General features: G+C 52.3%; 16 protein-coding genes. 9 read left to right on the top strand and 7 right to left on the bottom strand.

All coding sequences use genetic code 11. From position 1 onward, the window contains the following. The first annotated feature begins 2 nt into the window (after window positions 1-2). The 3 genes from HK11_RS05155 (at window position 3) to HK11_RS05135 (ending at window position 6,833) form a co-directional block, all read left to right on the top strand. A complete protein-coding gene (locus HK11_RS05155) occupies window positions 3-2,555 on the top strand; it encodes a TonB-dependent siderophore receptor (protein ID WP_233133323.1) in 2,553 nt (850 codons plus the stop codon). Between the two features lie 1,090 nt (window positions 2,556-3,645). After that, entirely contained in the window at window positions 3,646-4,974 is a 1,329-nt protein-coding gene (locus tag HK11_RS05145; RefSeq protein ID WP_086554279.1) for an MFS transporter, read from the top strand. Between the two features lie 230 nt (window positions 4,975-5,204). Then, a complete protein-coding gene (locus HK11_RS05135; protein ID WP_086554277.1) occupies window positions 5,205-6,833 on the top strand; it encodes a carbohydrate porin in 1,629 nt (542 codons plus the stop codon). Between the two features lie 53 nt (window positions 6,834-6,886). Here HK11_RS05135 and glyS read toward each other — a convergent pair whose 3' ends face one another. Together glyS and HK11_RS05125 are read right to left on the bottom strand one after the other, a co-directional pair. Beyond that, the gene (gene glyS / locus HK11_RS05130; RefSeq protein WP_086554276.1) at window positions 6,887-8,947 is read right to left on the bottom strand and encodes a glycine--tRNA ligase subunit beta; all 2,061 of its coding nucleotides are present in this window, start codon (window positions 8,945-8,947) and stop codon (window positions 6,887-6,889) included. A 2-nt stretch (window positions 8,948-8,949) separates the two neighbouring features. Next, entirely contained in the window at window positions 8,950-9,834 is an 885-nt protein-coding gene (locus tag HK11_RS05125; protein WP_086554321.1) for a glycine--tRNA ligase subunit alpha, read from the bottom strand. A 276-nt stretch (window positions 9,835-10,110) separates the two neighbouring features. On the opposite strand from HK11_RS05125, the gene HK11_RS05120 reads away from it, so the two are divergent. Beyond that, window positions 10,111-10,911 carry a DUF2076 domain-containing protein gene (locus HK11_RS05120; protein WP_086554275.1) on the top strand — a complete coding sequence of 267 codons (801 nt, stop codon included), beginning with the start codon at window positions 10,111-10,113 and terminating at the stop codon, window positions 10,909-10,911. A gap of 65 nt (window positions 10,912-10,976) precedes the next feature. Here HK11_RS05120 and HK11_RS05115 read toward each other — a convergent pair whose 3' ends face one another. From HK11_RS05115 to HK11_RS05100, 4 genes are all read right to left on the bottom strand, one after another. After that, window positions 10,977-11,465 (bottom strand): helix-turn-helix domain-containing protein, encoded by a 489-nt coding sequence (locus HK11_RS05115; protein WP_086554274.1) that lies wholly within the window; start codon window positions 11,463-11,465, stop codon window positions 10,977-10,979. A gap of 78 nt (window positions 11,466-11,543) precedes the next feature. Continuing rightward, the gene (gene lnt, locus HK11_RS05110) at window positions 11,544-13,175 is read right to left on the bottom strand and encodes an apolipoprotein N-acyltransferase (protein ID WP_086554273.1); all 1,632 of its coding nucleotides are present in this window, start codon (window positions 13,173-13,175) and stop codon (window positions 11,544-11,546) included. Between the two features lie 41 nt (window positions 13,176-13,216). After that, window positions 13,217-14,077, bottom strand: coding sequence for a GNAT family N-acetyltransferase (locus HK11_RS05105; protein WP_086554272.1), 861 nt, complete (start codon window positions 14,075-14,077; stop codon window positions 13,217-13,219). After that, entirely contained in the window at window positions 14,074-14,496 is a 423-nt protein-coding gene (locus HK11_RS05100) for a transcriptional repressor (RefSeq protein ID WP_233127613.1), read from the bottom strand. Before HK11_RS05100 ends, HK11_RS05105 begins: the two co-directional genes overlap by 4 nt. Before the next feature lie 245 nt (window positions 14,497-14,741). Between HK11_RS05100 and HK11_RS05095 the strand changes: the two genes are divergently transcribed. Further along, window positions 14,742-14,963, top strand: a complete 222-nt coding sequence (locus tag HK11_RS05095) for a sulfurtransferase TusA family protein (RefSeq protein WP_086554270.1) — start codon at window positions 14,742-14,744, stop codon at window positions 14,961-14,963. A 64-nt stretch (window positions 14,964-15,027) separates the two neighbouring features. Here HK11_RS05095 and rho read toward each other — a convergent pair whose 3' ends face one another. Further along, entirely contained in the window at window positions 15,028-16,323 is a 1,296-nt protein-coding gene (rho, locus tag HK11_RS05090; RefSeq protein ID WP_086554320.1) for a transcription termination factor Rho, read from the bottom strand. Window positions 16,324-16,726: 403 nt separating this feature from the next. On the opposite strand from rho, the gene trpB reads away from it, so the two are divergent. From trpB to HK11_RS05070, 4 genes are read left to right on the top strand one after another with little or no spacing between them, the layout of a single operon-like run. Next, the gene (gene trpB, locus HK11_RS05085; RefSeq protein WP_086554269.1) at window positions 16,727-17,953 is read left to right on the top strand and encodes a tryptophan synthase subunit beta; all 1,227 of its coding nucleotides are present in this window, start codon (window positions 16,727-16,729) and stop codon (window positions 17,951-17,953) included. Next, window positions 17,950-18,780, top strand: coding sequence for a tryptophan synthase subunit alpha (trpA, locus tag HK11_RS05080; RefSeq protein WP_086554268.1), 831 nt, complete (start codon window positions 17,950-17,952; stop codon window positions 18,778-18,780). Before trpB ends, trpA begins: the two co-directional genes overlap by 4 nt. 5 nt (window positions 18,781-18,785) lie before the next feature. After that, window positions 18,786-20,045, top strand: coding sequence for a TIGR03862 family flavoprotein (locus HK11_RS05075; RefSeq protein ID WP_086554267.1), 1,260 nt, complete (start codon window positions 18,786-18,788; stop codon window positions 20,043-20,045). Between the two features lie 22 nt (window positions 20,046-20,067). Continuing rightward, on the top strand, window positions 20,068-21,546 hold the full coding sequence (locus HK11_RS05070; RefSeq protein WP_086554266.1) for an ATP-binding protein: 1,479 nt from the start codon (window positions 20,068-20,070) through the stop codon (window positions 21,544-21,546). Window positions 21,547-21,591 lie beyond the last annotated feature (45 nt).

Here is a 21,591-nt window from a genome sequence, read left to right as displayed (position 1 = left end):
ATATGAGAAACATTGATTTTTATGGTAAAACTAAATTAGTACAAAATAAGAAAGTGCATTTTAGTCTTGCTTCTCTGGCGCTTGTTTTTTGTTCTGAGGCAGGTTTTGCACAGGCGCAGTCTGTCAATGTCAGGCATGCTGCGGCAGGTGCGGCACACACTGTAAAAAAGAAAACATCACATCCGCCTGTTAAGGGGGTAGCAGTCAAATCTGCTTCAGTGGCAGCGCCGCATCAGGCTGAAACAGAAAGCACGAGCGAAGAGAGTGTTATTGTTACTGGCACCCGTGAAACAGGGCGCAAAGCCCGCCAGAGTTTATCACCCATCGATGTGGTAACAGCTAAACAGCTGAGTCAGACAGGGCAGCCGACTTTGCGTGATGCTCTGGCACAGCTTCTTCCGTCACTGACTGTGCCTACAGCAGGGTTTGATACGGGTGCACTGACAGATTCGATCAGTCTGCGCGGGTTAAACCCAAATGAGACGCTGGTGCTGGTCGATGGTAAGCGCCGGCACACAACGGCTAATATTTATGCTAATCCGGGGCCACAGCAAGGCTCAACCCCGGTCGACATTGATATGATTCCCATGGCGGCGATTGATCATGTCGAGGTGCTGCGTGACGGTGCTTCAGCACAGTATGGGTCAGATGCTGTAGCCGGTGTGGTGAATATCATTCTCAAAAAACAGGATCATGGTTTTCACGCGCAGTCTATAACCGGCATTACGGCTGCGGGTGACGGGTTTCAGCAAGGCGTTTATATGGATGGCGGCATGAAGCTCGGTTCGCGCGGCTTCGTGCATCTGAGCGGTGATTATTTTCATACAGATCATACATATCGCAGTGCCCCGGATGCCCGTGTTGGTCGTAAGATCAACCATGTGCTTGGTCAGCCAGAGCAGACCCGTGGTAGTATAGCGGTAAATGCCGGTTATAATATTACGGACACCATACAGGCGTATGCTACAGCGACCTATGCGCACAGGCACGCTGAATCATATCAGAATTACCGCCTGCCTTCATCGCTCAGCGGGTATCCGGGGTATCAGGCTATTTATCCATGGGGATATTCACCCCTTGAAACGCTTGATGAAAATGACTTCGGGCTGACAGCCGGCGTTAAAGGCGTTTTTTATGGCTGGAACTGGGATCTCGCAACCGTTTACGGGCGCGATTACGATAATATCGGACTGAAAAATTCAGCTAATACCTACCTTGAAAAAACAGAGGGGCGCACCCCCACGAAGTTTAATCAGGTTCAGGGTTTTAATGACTCTCAGTGGAGCAGTAGCTTCGATATTTCGCGTCAGTTTCGTTTCTCTGGCTGGCCACATTCCGTTAACGTAGCGGCTGGCACGGCCTATCGTTATGAGAGTTATTCGATTGGCACCGGCTCGCCTGACTCAACAGCTGGCAGCGGGTCAGATGCACTTTCTGGCACCAATAAGGGTAATGCCGGCAATTACAGTCGTGATGTTGTCGCTGGTTACCTTGATATTTCTACCCACCTTACAAAGCACTGGCAGGTCGATCTTGCCGGGCGTTATGAACATTACACTGATGTGGGTGATACCCAGACGGGTAAAGTCGCCATGCGCTATGATGTATCGTCACGTCTGTCCTTCAGAGCAACAATTTCTAATGGTTTTCATGCGCCTACCCTGGCGCAGATGCACTATAGCTCACTGCCCGTTTCTCCGACTGCGGCACGTGGTCTGATTGCATCAAGCTCACCGGGGGCTCTGGCTAATGGTGCCAGCCAGCTGAAACCTGAGCGTTCAACAAATATCAGCGGTGGTATTTTGCTTGAGCCTGTACGCAGGCTGCATGTGACGGTGGATGTGTATCAGATTAATCTGCGCGATCAGATCATGCCAGGCGGCCAGGTGTATGGGGCGCAGGCTGCCAGCGCATTGCAGATGAATGGTTTTACCCTGCCGTCAGATTATCATTCATGGTCTGAGCATTCTATTTCTGCCAACTGGTTTGCAAACGTTGCAAGCACCCGCACGCAGGGCCTTGACCTGACAGCGACTTACATGACCCGTCTTGGTGACATTGGTCGTATTGACTGGGATGTGGCGATGAATCTTAACCGTACCCGCCTTTCGCATCAGACAATGGGGGCTAATGGCCTGCCTTTACTTAATGCGCAGAGTGTCGCGTATATGACCACAGCTTATCCCAGAAGTAAGATTATTTTCGGCGGACGCCTGACCAGCGGTAAATGGACGGTCGGCCTGCATGAAATACGATATGGGCAGGTTACGTCGCAGGTTACGTATTATGGTGGCGCAGGGTACACAAACTCGCTGTCGAATACTGTGTACAAACAGTTTCAGAATACACCAAAGTTTATTACGAATATGGAAGTTACCTATCGTGCAACGCCGCATCTGGCTTTGACGATTGGTGGAAACAACCTTTTTAATGTCATGCCGCGCCGTGTCCCTGACGGTAATCGTTACCTGGGTGTGCCGCAGTATTATATGAGCACATCTCAGCTTGGTATTAATGGTGGCTTTTACTATCTGCGTGGGGATATTACATTCTGAGGTGTTGTTTCTCTTCAATTTCTGCACTTGCTCTGTGTGAGTGTTGCAGTATAAAAGAGGGCTAGTATGTCCGCGTAGCTCAGCAGGATAGAGCACAGGATTCCTAATGCAATTGGGCGCCATGTCGGGAAACTGCATGGTGTATCCGCTCAAATTCGGGGAACGCTCCGGTCTGCTATGACCGTGCCAATCCCGAGCCAAGCCGTTCTCTGTATGGAGAGCGGAAGGTGTAGAGACTGGATGGGCGGTGCCTAAAGGTAGCCATACCCAGGGCAAAGGGACAGTCCAGACCACGAACATCTGCGCCGCAGGTGGCGGTGAAAACCGAAGTGGTATGAATCCTGGGGCCGTGGGTTCGAATCCCGCCGCGGACATACCTTTTTCCTTAAAGTTTTGATCGGATACAGACTGAGAAAACTGGTCCTGGAAAAAGCCATGCAGATAATTTTATAATTACGTCTGCAGAAACTATAAAATACGGTCAGTATATGTGCTGTAATTCAGGCGGGACTCTGTTTGTAATAGAGCGTGCAGAATCAGGTATTCTGTCACTTTTCTGTTTCAAAATGAAAATGCTTTATGTGTTTGGCTGCAGGTAAAAAGCGGCAGGCAGATTTTTGTTAGCCTGATTATTTTAAAAGCGCAGAATACTGCGGGATACAGCCGGTTGAAAGGAGGGCAAAAGATACCCTCTTATAAAATAATAAAAAAAACAAAATAAATACATCTTCATAAAAAAATAACATTTTCTGAAAAAATTTTATTTTTCTTATGAATTATTTCGTATGTTTTTTTTAAATAAAAGTAAAATATGAGAATATGATCTGAATATTTTATTTTTATTTGTAAATCAATATTGACAAAATGAAAAAATATACGGTTGAAAATATGGAAATTCTCTGGTAGTACTGTGTCAGGCATCACCTTATATATGTCTATATTTTCGTTGCGTGCGAAGCCTCGTTCGCGCGCCTGTCCAAATGATCCCAAGCGCTCTCGTAGGGATCATGCATGACGCAGTCCTTATCCCGTTTTTTCAGGGTTTTTTATGCTCTGTGGGCTGCTGTCCAGATGTTAGGGAGATTGTGTCTTGTCAGAGACGTCCTCCGGTCAGCGGCGCGGGCTTGCTGGCCTTCTCGGTATTCCTCAGCCTCTTTTCTTTGGCTTTGTGGGCCTGCTGCTTTTTATGGTCGGTGACGGTGTAGAAGCAGGGTATCTTGATACATATATGCTCCACCATGGTCATACCCAGGGTGATGTGAACCTGATGTTCACCACCTATGGTGTGACTGTTATGATCTCTGCCTGGTTGTCAGGGCCATTATCTGACCTGTTCGGGCCACGCCGCACAATGTGGGCTGGTTTGCTGCTGTGGGCTGTGCTGGAGGTCGGTTTTCTTACATTTGGCCTTGGTCCTGATAATCTGACTATGACGCTGCTGTTTTATACGCTGCGTGGTTTTGCTTATCCGTTGTTTGCTTATGGCTTCCTGGTCTGGATCGCTGCTGCAACGCCCGCACGTATGCTGGGTTCGGCTGCCGGCTGGTTCTGGTTCTCGTTCTCTGCCGGTCTGCCTACTCTTGGTTCGCAGTTTGCGCGCTATACCATCCCTGCGATTGGTGAGCTGGCAACATTCTGGTGTTCTCTCGGGCTGGTTATTCTGGGTGGTCTGGTTGCTCTGCTCTTTGTGCGTGAGCCAACAGGCAGCAAACGTCTGGCACCGGCACATGCTGATAAAAAAGCTATTTTCTTTGGCTCAATCAGCATCATGTGGCGTGAGCCAAAAACGCTTGTTGCTGGTGTTATCCGTACTATTAACACGTCTTCAGAATATGCGTTTCTGGCTATTATGCCGGCCTTCTTTGTTGATGAACTCCATTTCTCACAGGGGCAGTGGCTTGACCTTTTGTCTGTGATCTTCCTGGGCAACATCCTTTTCAACCTTGTTGCTGGTATGATAGCTGACCGTCTGGGGCATCGCTTCGTTGTGGCTGTTGGTGGCGGTCTGGGCTGCTGCCTTACCATTCCGATGTTTTACTATGTTCCCATCTGGTATCCGGGTAACTTCCCGTTGGCTATGCTGGCAGGCTTTATCTATGGCGGTACGGTTGCTGCGTTCGTCCCGATGTCTGGCCTGATGCCGCTGATCTGCCCGAAAGAGAAAGCTGCCGCTCTGTCTATTCTGGGTCTGGGTGCTGGTGCCAGCACATGGTTCGGTCCTGCAGTCGTGGCTATATGTGAAGCAACGTTTGGCATGGGTCTTGAGGGTGTGATCTGGACTTTTGTTGGTCTGTATTTCATTGCAGCAGTGCTGACACTGTGCCTGAGCATTTCTCCTGAAGCGCACCGCCATACGCAAATGCTCGAAGCGCGTAATCGCAAAGAGCGCGAAAATGCAGATATGGTGCTTTCGCACTAAAAACTTCATCTGAGCGCCAGGGTGCTTCCCTGTGCGCTTTCAGAGCAGACGTTTTTTACGGCCGTTTCTCCAGCAGGAGAGGCGGCCTTTTTTTATGACCTCAGGAGCAGTTTGTATTTTTGAAACCGGAATACGCTCTTGTGACTGGCCTAATGCTTTGAATTATAATAAAAGATTTTTTCGTTCTGACTCAAAAAATAAAAAATCTATAAAGCAGACGGATCTTTCTTATGACTTATAACCTGCACCTTACGGTCGCGGTTCCCGAGGGGCTGCGCCTGTTGCTTTGTTTCGTCGTATCGTTCCTCATTATATCAGCCCGGACTGTTGTTATCAGAGGCAGGTGCTGTCTGGTGTGGTTTGTCGTGAGTGCAGTGTGTTGTGTGGCAGCGTACCCAGCCTGTGCCCAGGATACTCCTGCTTCTTCACATATTGCGCAGCCGGTAACTGAGCAGGCTCGTGTTGATCCGGGACACTCACCTGCAAATAAGGCTAAAGTCACATCTGTGCAGGTGACATCGCCAACGCTTGAAAGCCTGTTTAAGACTGAGAGTATTTCGGCACTTCTGAACAGCTCAGTCGATGCGTTGCGTGTCAGTGATGTCTCGGCGGGATATTATGTGCCAGCACAGACTTTTGGTCATCTTGTGCCACAGCTCGATGGGCCACGAAAATGGCTTGAGAATAAAGGCATCTCTCTCCAGCTTTCTTATAAAGGGGAGGGAATAGCCAATGTTGCCGGCGGGGTGCGCCGTGGTATGGATTATGCACATGAAATTACGCTGATTACCCGGCTTGATTTGGGTAAGCTGTTTGACCTGAGTGGCTGGTATTTTAATGCCGTTATGCTTGAGCGGGCAGGCCGTCAGGTTTCTTATGACTATGTCGGCGAACATCGTATTTTGCTGTCTGAGGTGTATAGCCTTTCAGGCAGTGTTGCTGCGCATCTGGCCGATATGTATCTTGAGAAAACGTTTTTTCATAATCGGGTGAATGTTCACGCCGGCCGTATAACGCTTACGCATACTTATGCAACATCTGTGTTGCTGTGCACCTTTATTATTCAGTGCTCTGCCCCTGTTGGTATTAAGTCACAACAGGGCTGGAGTGTTTACCCAAAAGCGACCTGGGGTGGCACTGTTCGTGTCAGGCCAGCGCGTGACCTGGTGCTGATTACCGGCGTGTATCAGTCTTCTCCTCTTGCGGAGAATCCCAGTGGCTGGGCCTGGGGGGCAGAGCACGGTACGGGCGTTATGCTGCCAGTCGAGCTGACCTGGCAGCCGTTTTTTGGGCGCAGAAAACTACCCGGCCATTATAAGGTTGGCTTTGCGCACGACACCAGCCCTTATGCTGATCTGATTGGCACTCTTCCACCTGCGCTGCGTAACAGTATGAAAGTGTTAAAACCGAGGCCGCGCGATACGTTTTATATTGAAGCTGATCAGATGATTTACCGTAAACAGGGTAATCATCAGATGGCAGGTGGCTATCTGATGGCCGGGTATATTCATAATACACCCAGCGTTTCGGTGTTTTCTGACCAGGTTTATGTGGGTGCATCTTTGCTCGGTATTATTCCTTACCGGCCATTTGATCGCTTTGGTGTGATGTATTCTTACTATAAACTGAGTAACAGATTGTCAGAAGGGCAGAGACTGCGTCGTGATGCGGGTATGTCTATGGGAGCTTTTGTAAATGGCCCGCAGACCCATACTGCAACACTTGAGGTCTATTACGGTATTCCGGTTATACCGGGTCTCGTAGCCCAGCCTGTGTTTGAATATATGTTTCGCCCGGGCGAAACATCCAGAATTCCCGATGCAGCGTTATTGGGTCTGAAAGTTATGGCCACCTTATAATGTGGCGTTATGCAGGCCTGTTACGTGTGTAACAGGCCTGCATCGTGAAGGAGTTACCCTTCGATCTGACTGAAGTCAGCAATAAGACGCATCATACGCTCCAGACGTGCCAGCAGATAAAGGCGGTTCAGCCTTAAGTCTGGTTCAGGTGCGTTGACCGTGACCTCTTCAAAGAAACTGTCGAGCGGGCCACGCAGGCTGGCTGCGTCTTTCATCGCATCGGCAAAATGTTCCCTGGCAAAGGCAGCCTCAACTGCAGGTTCAACTTTATCCAGTGCGTCTGCCAGTGCGCGTTCTTCAGCCTGAGCATAAAGCGTGGTCTGCGGTGTTTTTTCGTGCGGACCGTCTTTTTTGTTTTCAATGCGCAGAATATTGGCAGCGCGACGTGTGGCAGCCAGCAGGTTTTTACCATCTTCTGTTTCCAGCATGTCCTGCAGGGCTTGTGCACGCATCAGAAGGCGCACAATATCCGTGTCGGTGTTACCGGTCGAAATCGCCGCCAGGCAGTCGTAACGTGCCCCTTCAGAGCGTAGCTGTACGCGCAGACGCTCAGCAATAAATTGCGGCAGCAAATCGAGGTCAGGTGCATTTTGCAGATCAGCGGGCAGGGCTTCAGCGGCGAGGGTGAAGATCTTCACCAGGTCGAGACGCAGCCCGTTTTCACGAATCAGGCGGATAATGCCCAGCGCTGCACGACGCAGACCAAACGGATCGCCCGAGCCTGATGGTTTTTCGCCAGCTGCAAAAAAGGCCGTCAGCATGTCAAAACGATCTGCCAGGCCAGCAACAACAGACACTGGTGCTGTCGGTACATCGTCGCCTGGGCCACGTGGCTGATACTGCTCGGTTATGGCCTGGGCGACAGCATCATTTTCGCCATCATGGCGGGCATAATATCCCCCCATAATGCCCTGAAGTTCGGGGAACTCGCCAACCATGCCCGTTGTCAGGTCTGTTTTGCTCAGCTCTGCGGCACGTATGGCGGCAGATTTGTCTGCTCCGGTCATGTCAGCAATCAGCCCGGCCAGACGCATCATACGTTGTGTGCGTTCACCCTGTGAACCAAGCTTTGCGTGGAAGGTAATGTTATCCAGTGCAGGCAGTCGGCTTGCGAGGGTTTTCCTGCGGTCCAGATCCCAGAAATGACGCGCATCGGCAAAGCGGGCCCGCAGGACGCGCTCATTACCGGCAACCACCAGTGAGCCATCATCGGTGGGGGCAATGTTAGCAATAAAGCCAAACCAGGGAGCGGCTTTGCCGTCAGTGCCTCTCAGGGCGAAATAGCGCTGGTTGATGCGCATTGACACCTGCATCACCTCAGCGGGCAGGTCCATAAACTGGTCGTCGATCTGCCCCAGAAAAGGCACCGGCCATTCCACCAGGCCTGAGACTTCATCGACCAGACCGGCATCAGGCACCAGGGTCAGGTTTTTTTCAGTGGCGAGGCGCTCAAGCCCTTCACTGATGAGTGTGCGGCGCTCAGAGGCTTCAGGAATAACAAAGCGGCTTCGCAGCGCATCAAGCCATTCTGCCGTGTTGCTGACGCTTACCGGGCCCGGGGCCATAAAGCGGTGGCCTTCGGTAATGGCATCACTGCTCAGGTGATGACCGTTGTCATTGTCCTGTGCCAGAGAGAAGGGTACGACTTTGCCATCAAATACGCAAAGCAGGCGGCGCAGAGGGCGGATCCAGGTAAAACCGCTGCCAGAGCCCCAGCGCATCGAGCGTGGCCAGGGGAAGCGGCGCAACAGGTCGGGTAGCTGTGCTGCAATATGAGTGGCAGCATCAACCGGAGGTTCGTTGCGCTCAAGCACCCAGAAACCATTTTGCAGGGTCAGCTGGTCTTTGGTGACACCATGTTTGCGGGTGAAGCCTTCAAGGGCTTTTTCCGGTGCTGTTTCGCGCGGGCCACGTTCGGAGATAACCCGGCCAGGAACCTGAGTGTTAATCTGGCAGCTCAGGGCAATACGGCGCGGGCCGGTGAAGATTTTTATGTCCTGTGGTGTGAGCGGAGCGAGCATATCGCTCATCAGGCGGTGAAAGGCTTCGCCGGCCTGCCCCTGCATACGGGCTGGAATTTCTTCAGAAAACAGTTCTGTCAGTAATTCAGGCATAATTATTTATCCTCTCCGGCCAGCCATGTTTCACAGCAGAGTTTTGCCAGAGTTCTTACGCGACCAATGTAAGAGGCACGCTCGCTTACGCTGATAACACCGCGTGCATCGAGCAGGTTAAACAGGTGACTGGCTTTCAGGCACTGGTCATAGGCAGGCTGGGCCACGCCGGCTTCAGCCAGGGCTGCGCTTTCTTTTTCTGCATTAGCGAAGTGAAGAAAAAGCAGGTCAGTATCAGCCAGCTCGAAATTGTGACGTGAATAATCGCGTTCAGCACGCAAAAATACATCGCCATAGGTCAGGCCTGTGCCGTTATAATCGAGGTCATAGACGTTCTCGATACCCTGCACATACATAGCCAGACGCTCAAGGCCATATGTCAGCTCAGTTGAGGGGACCGTAACCGGAATACCGCCGACCTGCTGAAAATAAGTGAATTGTGTGACTTCCATTCCGTCACACCAGACTTCCCAGCCCAGACCCCAGGCCCCGATGGTCGGATTTTCCCAGTCATCTTCAACAAAGCGGATGTCGTGCAGGTCCGGGTCAATACCAATAGCCCGGTAGCTGTCGAGCAGCAGTTTCTGGCTTTCTTCAGGTGTGGGTTTGAGCAGCACCTGGTACTGGTAGTAATGCTGAAGCCGGTTTGGGTTTTCACCATAGCGCCCGTCAGAAGGGCGGCGGCATGGCTGTACATAAGCTGCTTTCCATGGTGTGTTGCCTAATGCCCGCAGAGTCGTGTGCGGGGAAAGTGTGCCAGCACCAATTTCCTGGTCATAAGGCTGGAGTATGGCGCATCCCTGCTGAGACCAGAACTGGTGAAGAGTCAGGATGAGATCCTGAAAAGAAAGTGGCCGCTCAGCTGGCCGGGAAGACACCGGGTCCATATCAGACTGAAACTCCGCAATAAATAAGGTCAGAACAGAAAAAAGCAGCAGAAGCAGAACCCCTGTGCATATGCGCTGCACCATACAGCGGTATGGACCTGACAGGAAGGGCAGGAAATTAACTTGTCTGGTGTGTGTGTTACTTCTTGTAAGAGCCCGGGTGGTACGCCACATCTTGGTCAGAAAGTATGTTTACCGTCTGGAGAAGCAGTAGATGGAGCGTCAGGTAACGGCGCTTCGGGCCAGGCGAAGTAATCAGAAGCAGGAAGGCAGGCAATGAACAACGAAGAACGCGATCTGATTTCGAAATTTGTCGCGCGGGTAGGCGGCCAGGGGCAGGGTGGTTTTGGCAGTGTGCCAAACACACAGCCCGCCCTGCCTGCTATTGACCCTGAGGCAGACCAGTTTATCGGGCAGCAGTTTCAGCAATATCCTGAAGCCCGTTATCGCATCACGCAGATGGCAGTTGTGCAGGAAGCGGCTCTGGTTCAGGCGCAAAATCGTATTCAGCAGCTTCAGTTTCAGCTTCAGCAGGCCCAGCAGGCTTTACAGCAGGCGCAGCAGCAGTCATCGCAGCCATCATCAGGTGGTGGTTTCCTGGGGGGCTTGTTCGGCGGTGGCCGTGGTGCTCAGCAGCAGCAGCCACCACAGGGGGCTCCGCCTCCGGGCTGGGGTGGCAGCCGCCCGGCTGGGGGCGCGCCACAATATCAGGCTGCCCCCCCGCAGTATCAGCAGATGCCTTATGGTATGCAGCCTGGCATGTTCCAGCGCAGTGGTACAGGTTTTCTTGGTTCAGCCCTGACAACGGCAACAGGTGTGGCTGGTGGTATGCTGGCGGCTAATGCTCTGACCAGTCTGTTTAGTGGTCATCATGATGCGGGTGGTGCCGGGTTTGGTGCAGGTGTGCCACAAAGCGAGACTATTAATAACTACTACGGGGATAATTCTGACCCGTTTTCTGGTGCTGGTACAGCAGCCGATTCGAATTTTGATGTCGGCCCGGCGGATGATGGCGGCTGGGATGCCGGCGGTGGTGATGATTTTGGTGGCGGTGACTGGGGTGACAGTTCTTTCTGATCTGTGCTTCTGAGGCTGAAGATTATGGCGGGGCATAATAATGTGCCCCGCTTTTTTTATGTCGGTTAGTTGTTCATTGAGCGGATAAGTTCGAGAACGTTTTTTCGAACTTTTATATCCGTAATACTGTAGTAAGCCCTGATAAGATCAGTCGTTTCTTTGCTTGATAAAAGGTCCGGAGCCCCCCTGTTCGGTGAAGCATTGGCATATTCTCTGTGAAAAGGTGATCGTGTCTCACTAAAGCCAAATGTCCGGGCGGAAGATGTTGCATGCTGAGGTGGGGTAAGGTCTTCAAAGAAGAAAGTAATCGGGACTTCCAGTGCTCTGGCAATGTCATAGAGGCGTGAGGCACCGACGCGGTTGGTGCCTCGCTCATATTTTTGAATTTGCTGAAATGTAATGCCTATAAGCTCACCGAGTTTTTCCTGCGAGAACCCAAGTAATGTACGACGCAGGCGAATACGTTTACCAACATGTGCATCGGTAGAAGTTGCACGAGAGACAGTAGAACGTACTTCGTCCTGAACGCAGGGAGCTTTTTTAGAATTTGTCACAATTATACCCAGTGCTTAGATTAGATAAAATATATTATTATTTATCTAATGGCATATAAAAAATATTTTGGTAATAAATTAGTTAAGATGTTTATTTTTATTATCTATTTTAGAAATAATTAAACAGCTAATGAAAATCAATAAAATCAATGAAAAATATGAAATTCTTCCTGCTTTTGAAAAAAGTGTTGAAGGAAGTGCCGGCGGAATATTAACAACCAGAAAACCGGTCTTATCCCATCCCAGGTGTTTTATTTCACGGCCATAGCCATCATAGGCTATAGAAATTCCTGTATTGGCAGCGCGGGCGACAGGCAGACCTTCTTCAGTGGCGCGTAGCCTGACGGAGGAGAGGTGCTGACGCGGGCCGGCACTGTTGCCAAACCAGGCGTCGTTCGTCACGTTCGCCAGCCAGCGGGGGCGATCATGCTGGTTAACAACATCACCTGAGAAAATGACTTCATAGCAAATGAGAGGGCCTGTGGCAGGAACATTGTCCAGGTGCCAGGTTTGTGGCCCAGGGCCGGGAGCTATACCGCCACCGGGTACAATCTGAAGAGGGATAAAGGCGGGCTGGTACTCACCAAAAGGTACAAGTTTTGCCTTATCGTAGGTTGCTGCAATAGCTCCATCAGGTGACAGGGCCATGACTGAGTTGCGGTACTGCCCGTTTTGGTCTTCGCGCAGCGCACCGATCAGGCCTGCCTGAGCACCCTCGGCCCAGGCCATAATAATCTGACGGGCACGGGGACTGTCCTGTAGCAGGGTGTAGCCAGGGAATGATGTTTCAGGCCATAAAAAAACTACCGGATCTTTTGTCGCGCCAGGGTTTGATTTCTGCTGCATCAGTGCTTGCTGCACACCCTGACGGGTTAGTGTCAGGTAGCGTTCAAAAATACTCTGGGGGCTCAGATTTTCCACTTTTTCTGATTCGGGAATATTGCCCTGTACAATAACGGCTATCGGGCCGTTTACTCCCTGAGGGTGCACAGTGTGAAGTCTGAGAAAGCTCGCGCTTACCCAGGTTATGATAAACAGACTGCCAGCGAGTAAAGTTCGGTATCTGGTTTTTGCCTGTTGCAGCAAAACGCTTTTGTTGTGGCGCTGCCGCCAGCCATCCTGCAAAGCGGCACCGCAGAACAGGCTGAGAAGAACGATGACAAATGTCATGCCGTCCACACCCATCCATGCGGCAGGTTGTATCAGTATATCCCCTGCGCTGCCGGGTATAGCCAGTGCACTGCCCAGGGGGTTCCAGGGAAAGCCGCTAAAGATAAAAACACGCCCCATGTCGCATAGTGTCCAGCCTGCGGCCAGAGCGATCATACGTAGCGGGCCTGGTCTGATTAACCGGCACAAAGCGGCTGGTGCGGCTGTAACCGGAGCGAGAATGAGAGCGCACCCCAGAGAGGGAAAGGGCACAAACCACCAGAAATCGGCTGCGCGGATCATTACTGCGTTGACCAGCCAGTAAAGACTTGTGGCGTAAAACCCAAATCCGAACATTGCCCCTGCCCAGGCTGCTCGTTTCCAGTCAGAGCTTTTGTCGATTGTGCGGGCCAGGAGAGGAAAAGTCAGGAGTAGTACAAAAAGACAGTGCACCGGCGGTAAGGCCAGTGCAGAGAGAGCACCGGCACTCAGCATTATGCCCGTATGTCGGGGAATAAGATGTCGGGGGCGAAGTTTGCGCAAAAAGGCAAAATACTTCATCTGAGTATCACGTGCGCTGGCCTGGCTGGTCGTATCAGAGTTTATTCTCTTTCATCCAGCGCATCACGCAGACGGCGCTCATAATGTCTGTAATATTTATCAGCCATAAGTTCTGTTTTGACGATGATTGCAATATCCGTCGTGTTAAACTGCGGATCAATCACCGCACCATCTCCCACATACGCGCCAAGTCTCAGATACCCTTTGATAAGAGGTGGCAGGCCGGCAAGGCAGGCACGGTAGTTTAGTGCTTGCGGGTCTGCACGCAGCATTTCGACCTTGCGTTCAGATAAGGCCTCAACGCGCAGGGCAGGAGGGGCCAGATGGTTGTGGTAAAGATAGGTTAGTTCATTGCTGATATTGTCAGGGTTGGTGCCCGGCAGGCTGGCGCATCCAAACAAAATATCGATTCGGTAAAGGAAAATATAGGAGGCAATGCCGCGCCATAAGAGCTGCATGGCTGCCCGCCCCCGATAGTTTTTATCAACGCACGAGCGGCCAACTTCGAGCAAGCGCCCCGGGAAGTCGGTTAGTTTGGAGATATTATATTCACTCGAGGAGTAAAAATGACCAATTTTAGCGGCAGCCTCACTTTGCACCAGGCGATAGGTGCCAACAACTCCGCGTGCGTCAGAAGCGATATCATTATCAATGACCAGAAGGTGGTCTGCCACGGCATCAAATTTATCAGTGTCGCGCTTCAGCCGTAAGGTTTCGGCATCGGGGCTTGCGCCCATTTCTTCGTAAAAAACTTTATAGCGCAGCGCATGAGCTGCATCACGTTCAGCATCTGTCGTGGCAAGACGCACGCTGAGGTTGCCCCCGCGCAGCTCAGGAAAGCCATTGCGCTCCAGTTCGAGAGTGGAGAGAGAGGTATTGCCAGGTCTGAGAACTGAACTCATGAGTGTTTTTCCTTCTCCCTGTCATGCCGGGTTGTTTTATCAGTGCTGGCCGGGCTTCTGAGCTTTTTACCAAAGAGCTCCAGTCTCATAGAGACGAACTCAAACCCAAGACGCTCAGCCACGCGCCGCATAAATTCTTCATGGGCAGGGTCTTCGAACTCAATAACCTTCCCGTTATCAACATCAATCAGATGATAGTGATGCCGTCCTGATTCGGTTGCTTCATAGCGTGCACGACCGCCACCAAAGTCACGACGTTCAAGAATACCTTTTTCCTCAAGAAGACGAACGGTACGATAAACAGTAGCAACTGAAATGCGTGAATCGAGTACAGATGCACGACGATAAAGCTCTTCGACATCAGGGTGGTCATCTGCGTCCGATAATACGCGTGCTATAACCCGGCGTTGCCCTGTCATTTTCAGGCCGCGTTCAATACAGAGCTGTGCGATACGTGACTCTTCTGCCGGTTGCGCTTTCAAAGGTAAAAATCCTGTTTGTGATCACCTGCGTTATTCTTCATCAGGTAGCCGAATTTGGCGGTGTTTGTCCAATTTTACCTTTTCCACATGTTTTGCTGCGTAAAATTTAAGTGGTCTGATGTGTGGCAGTTCGCCAGGATGGCAGGAAATCGCCTTCCTGACTTATAACCGCAGAGGATATAATGCTCGATATTACCGGGGAAAAATGCCCCATGACATTTGTAAGAACCCGCCTTGCACTTGACGCTCTGGCGCCGGGGGGACATTTGCAGGTGCGCCTTAAAGCAGGGGAGACTTATACTAATGTCACTCGTTCTGTGCGGCAGCTTGGTCATCAGGTTTTAGATGAGCATAGTGAGGCAGAAGATGTGGTTGTGCTGCGTATTCAGAAAGCTGGCGGATAACCGTTTATAAAAAAACAGGAGGCCCCAGGCCTCCTGTTTTTGTAACCTCAGAGCTGTAAAGCCGTCAGTTGTTCATGGCTTCAAAGAAGTCATTGTTTGATTTGCTGTATTTGAGCTTATCAAGCAGGAAGTCCATGGCATCCATCGTGCCCATAGGGGCCAGGATGCGACGCAGAACCCACATTTTAGAGAGGGTGGCGCGGTCAACAAGGAGTTCTTCTTTACGGGTGCCGCTTTTGGTAATGTCGATTGCGGGGAACGTACGTTTATCCGCCAGCTTACGATCAAGTACCAGTTCAGAGTTACCTGTGCCTTTGAACTCTTCAAAAATCACTTCGTCCATACGGCTGCCGGTATCAATCAGAGCGGTGGCGATAATGGTCAGTGAACCGCCTTCTTCGATATTACGGGCGGCACCAAAGAAGCGTTTGGGGCGCTGCAGGGCGTTAGCATCCACACCACCTGTCAGCACTTTACCTGATGATGGCACAACAGTGTTGTAAGCGCGGGCCAGGCGCGTGATTGAGTCGAGCAGAATAACAACATCACGCTTATGTTCAACCAGGCGTTTGGCTTTTTCCAGCACCATTTCTGTCACCTGCACGTGGCGGTGTGCTGGTTCATCAAAGGTGGAAGAAATCACTTCGCCCCGTACAGAGCGAGCCATGTCAGTGACCTCTTCAGGGCGTTCATCAATCAGCAGAACAATCAGGAAGACATCAGGATGATTTGCTGAGATTGATGCCGCAATGCTTTGCAGCATGACGGTTTTACCGGTACGGGGTGGTGCAACAATCAGCGCACGCTGGCCCATACCAATGGGCGTTACCAGGTCAATGACGCGCGGAGTAAAATCCTGCGTGCTTTTGCCTTTTTTACCCCTGGTTTCGCTGACAGCAGGAGCCTGGTTTTCAACTTCCATCTGCAGGCGACGCTCAGGGTAGAGCGGTGTCAGGTTGTCGAAGTTGATACGGTGGCGAACGGCCTCGGGAGGCTCGTAGTTAATGCTGTTGATTTTGAGCAGTGAGAAGTAGCGTTCGCCATCACGTGGTGCGCGAATCTGGCCTTCAACTGTATCGCCCGTGCGCAGACCAAAGCGTCGTACCTGAAGAGGGGAGATATAAATATCATCCGGTCCTGGCAGGTAGTTCGATTCCGGAGAGCGAAGATAGCCAAATCCGTCATGCAGGATTTCAAGTGTACCATCGCCATAAATTGCCTGGTCGTTATCGGCCAGAGCTTTGAGGATGGCAAACATCATATCCTGTTTGCGCAGAGAGGAGGCATTTTCGATATTAAGGTCTTCGGCACATGCCAGAAGATCGGCCGGAGATTTGGCCTTGAGTTCTGCAAGCTGCATATAAAGATGCCCTGAGTTGGCAAGGTGAGCAGAAAAGGGAAGCCGGGATCGTAATAAAGATCCTGTGACGGGCAGGGTATTTAAAACACCAGTGATGCAGATACTCTGCAAAAACCGACGCAGGAAGATCCTGACTATAAAAGGACGGGGAGAGTACTGGGCAGGTGAAGTCAGCCAGTAACTGACTGAACTATGTAGAGCTATCGCTAAACGCTGTCAATCATCCGCAAGAACTGTTTTGCCTGAAATTATATGTATTCTCATGAAGTGACCTCACTTGATGCTGAAACAGTCTGCAGGCCTCTGTGCAAATACCAGCAGAATCTGGTAAGCCAGAGAACCTGCTCCCGGAGTTTTATGGCTTCGTGAGCAGCATGCACAGACAGTAGATGGCAGAATCCAGATGATAGCAGATGCAGCACAGACGAACTCCCTCCGGCAGGGCCCTGATGAACGCGGGCACTTTGGTGGGTGGCATGGCGGACGTTATGTGGCTGAAACCCTGATGCCACTGCTGCTTGAGCTGGACCAGGCCTATAATACTGCGAAAGCTGACCCTGAGTTTCATAAAGAGCTGGCTTATTATCTGAAGGATTACGTCGGTCGTCCCAGTCCGTTGTGGTTTGCCCGCCGCATGACTGAAGAGCTGGGTGGCGCAAAAATTTATATGAAGCGTGAAGAGCTGAATCATACAGGCTCGCACAAGCTTAATAACGTTATGGGGCAGATTTTGCTGGCCCGTCGCATGGGGCGCAAGCGTATTGTCGCTGAAACCGGCGCCGGTCAGCATGGGGTGGCAACGGCCACAGTCTGTGCGCTTTTTGGCATGAAATGCGTGATTTACATGGGGGCGACCGATGTTGAGCGTCAGCAGCCTAATGTATTTCGTATGCGTCTGCTCGGCGCTGAGGTGGTGCCAGTTACAGCCGGCGCCGGCACATTGAAAGACGCTATGAATGAAGCGATGCGCGACTGGGTGGCAAATGTAGCGGACACGTATTTTCTCGTTGGTACGGTGGCCGGACCGCATCCCTACCCGGCGATGGTGCGTGATTTTCAGAGTGTCATAGGTGATGAAACCAAAGAGCAGATTATGGCTGCCGAAGGGCGTCTGCCTGATCTGATCGTTGCCGCTATTGGTGGTGGTTCCAACGCGATGGGTATTTTTCATCCGTTCCTTGATGATGCATCTGTGCGGCTGATTGGCGTTGAGGCCGCCGGGCACGGACTCGACAGTGGCAAGACAGCTGCCTCTATTGAGCGTGGGCGTCCTGGCATCCTGCACGGGAACCGTACATATCTGATGCAGGATTCAGATGGTCAGATCACCGAGGCACATTCGATCAGTGCCGGGCTTGACTATCCCGGTGTCGGGCCTGAGCATTCATGGCTGCATGACATTGGTCGTGCTGAATATGTAGGTGCTACCGATCAGGAGGCACTCGACGCATTTCAGCTCTGTACCCGCACTGAGGGTATTATTCCGGCTCTTGAGTCAGCGCATGCGATTGCCTGTGCGGCCCGAATGGCTCCGACACTTTCTGCAGATACCCTTCTGGTCGTCAATATTTCCGGCCGGGGTGATAAAGACATCTTTACTGTTGCTGATTATCTGGGAGTAAAACTGTGAGCCGTATTGCCGCCCGCTTCGCTTCTCTCGCCACTCAGGGGCGTGGTGCGCTCATTCCTTATCTTGAGGCATTTGACCCTGATTATGATACAGCACTGGCATTGCTTAAGGCGATGCCGGCTGCCGGTGCCGACCTGATTGAGATTGGTGTGCCATTCTCTGACCCTTCTGCTGACGGGGCGGTTATTCAGCAGGCAGCATTGCGGGGCCTTAAGGCCGGTTCAACAATGACCGGCGTGCTGAAAATGGTGGCGCAGTTCAGAGAAGAAGATCAGGACACGCCGGTTATCCTGATGGGTTACCTCAATCCGATTGAAACGTACGGCTATGAACGTTTTTGTAAGGATGCGGCTAACGCGGGTGTTGATGGTCTGATTATTGTTGATCTGCCACCTGAAGAAGCTGACGTTATTGAACCTCATACTGATGCTTCCGGTCTTGATATTATTCGTCTGGTTGCACCGACCACGTCAGATGAACGTCTGCGCTATGTGCTCTCTCATGCATCAGGCTTTGTTTATTATGTCAGTATTACGGGCATAACCGGTACGCGTACCGCAAGTGCTGCTGACCTGCGTGAGGTGCTGCCGCGCCTGCGTGCGGCAACAAAACTGCCGGTTGCTATTGGTTTTGGTATTCGCTCGCCAGAGCAGGCCGCAACTGCTGCCAGCATTGCTGACGGAGCAGTTGTTGCATCAGCGCTGCTGGCAACGCTGGCAGATACTCTTGATGCAGAAGGCAGGGCGACAGAGCAGACATTGCCGCGTGTTTTACAGCAGATCAGAGAGTTGGCCGCTGCTGTGCGGGCAGCTGGTAGCGCAGGCTGAGCCGGGTGTCTGTTTCAGAAGAAAAAGCAGGTACAAAGACAGCCCGTGTGTGTGTGGCTGGCAGTGGTCCTGCCGGCCTGGCTGCGGCGGAGTATTTGTCTGCGGCGGGGTGTCAGGTTCATATTGTAGAGCAGATGCCAAGCCCGGGGCGTAAGTTGCTTATGGCGGGCCGTGGCGGGTTAAATATCAGCCATTCCGAAGCAAAAGATGTGTTTCTGACGCGCTATGCAGAGGCTGCTCCCTGGCTGGCACCTGCGCTTGCTGCATGGACTACTGAAGATATCACTCAGTGGATGCAGGGGCTGGGTATCAGGAGTTTTACAGGGTCTTCAGGGCGTATTTTCCCTGAGATGATGAAGGCATCCCCTTTATTACGGGCATGGCTTGGCCGCCTGCGTGCGCAGGGTGTGCAGCTGCATACGCTCACAAGGTGGGAAGGCTGGGATGCTCAGGGGCAGCCGGTTTTCAGCTCTGCGCGTCCCGGACATTCTTTGTCACCAGAGCTTGCTTCTCCTTTTCAGTTTGATGCTGTTGTGCTGGCTACAGGCGGGGCAAGCTGGCCACGCCTTGGCAGTGATGGTGCGTGGGCACCTGTTCTGGCAGGGCAGGGTGTGTCGCTTGCACCGCTGGTGCCCTCTAACTGCGGCTTTCAGGTCGCCTGGTCTGAGGTGATTCGTGAGCGTTTTGCGGGCGCGCCGCTTAAGCCTGTTGCCCTGACCTTTGATGGACGTACCGTGCAGGGTGAGATCGTGGTAACCGCGACGGGCCTCGAAGGGGGGGCGCTTTATGCGCTTTCAGCACCGTTGCGTCAGGCCATACAGCGCGATGGCTTTGCTACGCTGATGCTTGATCTCAGGCCCGGGATGAGTGAGGCGGACCTGACTGCCCGCCTTTCAGCCGTGCGCCAGCGTGAGAGTCTTTCCAATCGTTTGCGCAAGGCATTGCGCCTGCCTCCGCTGGCCGGCGCATTACTGCGCGAGACTGGTGATGTACCTGCAACATCAAAAGAGCTTGCCGCGCGTCTTAAAGCTGTGCCGGTGCGTCTGGTCGGCACAGAATCACGCGACAGGGCTATTTCGACTGCGGGTGGTGTGATGCATACCGCGTGTGATGAACATTTTATGCTGACAGCCCGTCCCGGTGTTTTTGTCGCAGGTGAAATGCTCGACTGGGAGGCCCCGACAGGCGGCTATCTGTTGCATGCCTGCCTCGCAACAGGGCGTGCAGCTGCAAAAGGTGTGCTGGAGTGGTTGCAGCAACCATGATCCTGACGGTATCTGCTCTTTCATGAGCAATATGATTACAATCGGCGATGTACCCGGCGGTGGTCCGGCACAGATGGATCTGGGGGAGCTGCTTGCGACCCGTCTTCTGGTGCAGGGCAATTCGGGTTCAGGTAAGTCACATCTGCTCAGGCGGTTGCTTGAACAGTCGGCGCGTCTCGTGCAGCAGGCGATTATTGATCCTGAAGGTGATTTCGTAAGCCTGGCGGAGAAATTTGGTCACCTGGTTATTGATGGTGCTGAGTATTCAGAGATGGAGCTGCACGCTGCTGGTGAGCGTATGCGCCTGCATCGTGCTTCTGTCGTCCTGAATCTGGAAGGGCTTGATGCAGACCAGCAGATGAAATGGGCTGCAGCTTTTCTGGGCGGCATGTTCGAGGTGCCGCGTGAATACTGGTACCCTGTGCTTGTTGTGGTTGATGAGGCGCAGCTTTTCGCGCCTGCCGCAGCGGGCGAGGTATCAGATGAGGCGCGCAGAGCTTCGCTCGGGGCGATGACCAACCTGATGTGCCGTGGTCGTAAAAGAGGGCTGGCTGGAGTTATCGCGACCCAGCGTCTGGCCAAGCTTGCAAAAAACGTTGCGGCTGAGGCTTCTAATTTTCTGATGGGCCGTACGTTTCTTGATATTGATATGGCCCGTGCTGCTGACCTTCTGGGGATGGAGCGCCGGCAGGCTGAGGCTTTCCGTGACCTTGCACGAGGCACATTTGTTGCACTGGGTCCGGCTTTGTGTCGTCGCCCTGTTTCTGTCAGAATCGGTGCAGTTGAAACAGAAAGTCGTTCTGCCGGGCCTGTTCTGGCGCCGTTTGAGCCGCCATCAGCACCGGTGCATGACCTGATTCTTGCTCCTCTTACTACGTTTGAGGTGGCTTCCCGGCCTGCGAAAATTGCCGCTGCCCCGCCACCTGATCTGCTCTCAAGTCTTGCCGCGCATGGTGAGGCCCAGCAACAGGCTGCGGCCCGCACAGAGCCTGAGCAGGAAGAAACGCCTGAGAGCCAGCAGGAGCGGGAAGCCCGTATGATGGCCGTGCTGCGTGAAATGCTTGAGAGTGCAGAGAACACGTTTCGGCCTGCTCCTGTGTTGTATCAGGACTTTCTGGTGCGCTGCCGTATAGCGGGCCTTGGACGCAACGCGCTTGACCTTAAGAGGTTTAACCGTGCACTGGCTACGGCACGGAGCGGTGTAAGCGAGGATATGAGTGTCACGCCTGAATGGCAGGAGGCTCAGTCTCTGGCTCAGGCTTTACCTGAGGATGTTCAGTCCGTGTTTCTGTGTCTTGCACGTGCGGCTATTGCCCGGCAGCCTTGTCCGGCTGATGCAGAAATTGCCAGGGTTTATGGTACGGTGTCACAGGGGCGCGCACGGCGTGTGCTCGAGTGGCTTGAAGACCGCAATATCATTGTGTTGCGCAAAGATGGCGTGGAGCGGAGAATTCTTACAGTGATTGGTCCCGGGTGGGAAACCCTGCCAGGTGAGGCATAATTAACTGTTGAGTGTATGAAAAGTGAGTGCCTGCGGGTATGACGG

It is taken from the genome of Acetobacter sp. DmW_043 (assembly GCF_002153485.1).
Classification (GTDB): domain Bacteria; phylum Pseudomonadota; class Alphaproteobacteria; order Acetobacterales; family Acetobacteraceae; genus Acetobacter; species Acetobacter thailandicus.
This window is presented reverse-complemented; position numbering and strand designations above follow the sequence as displayed.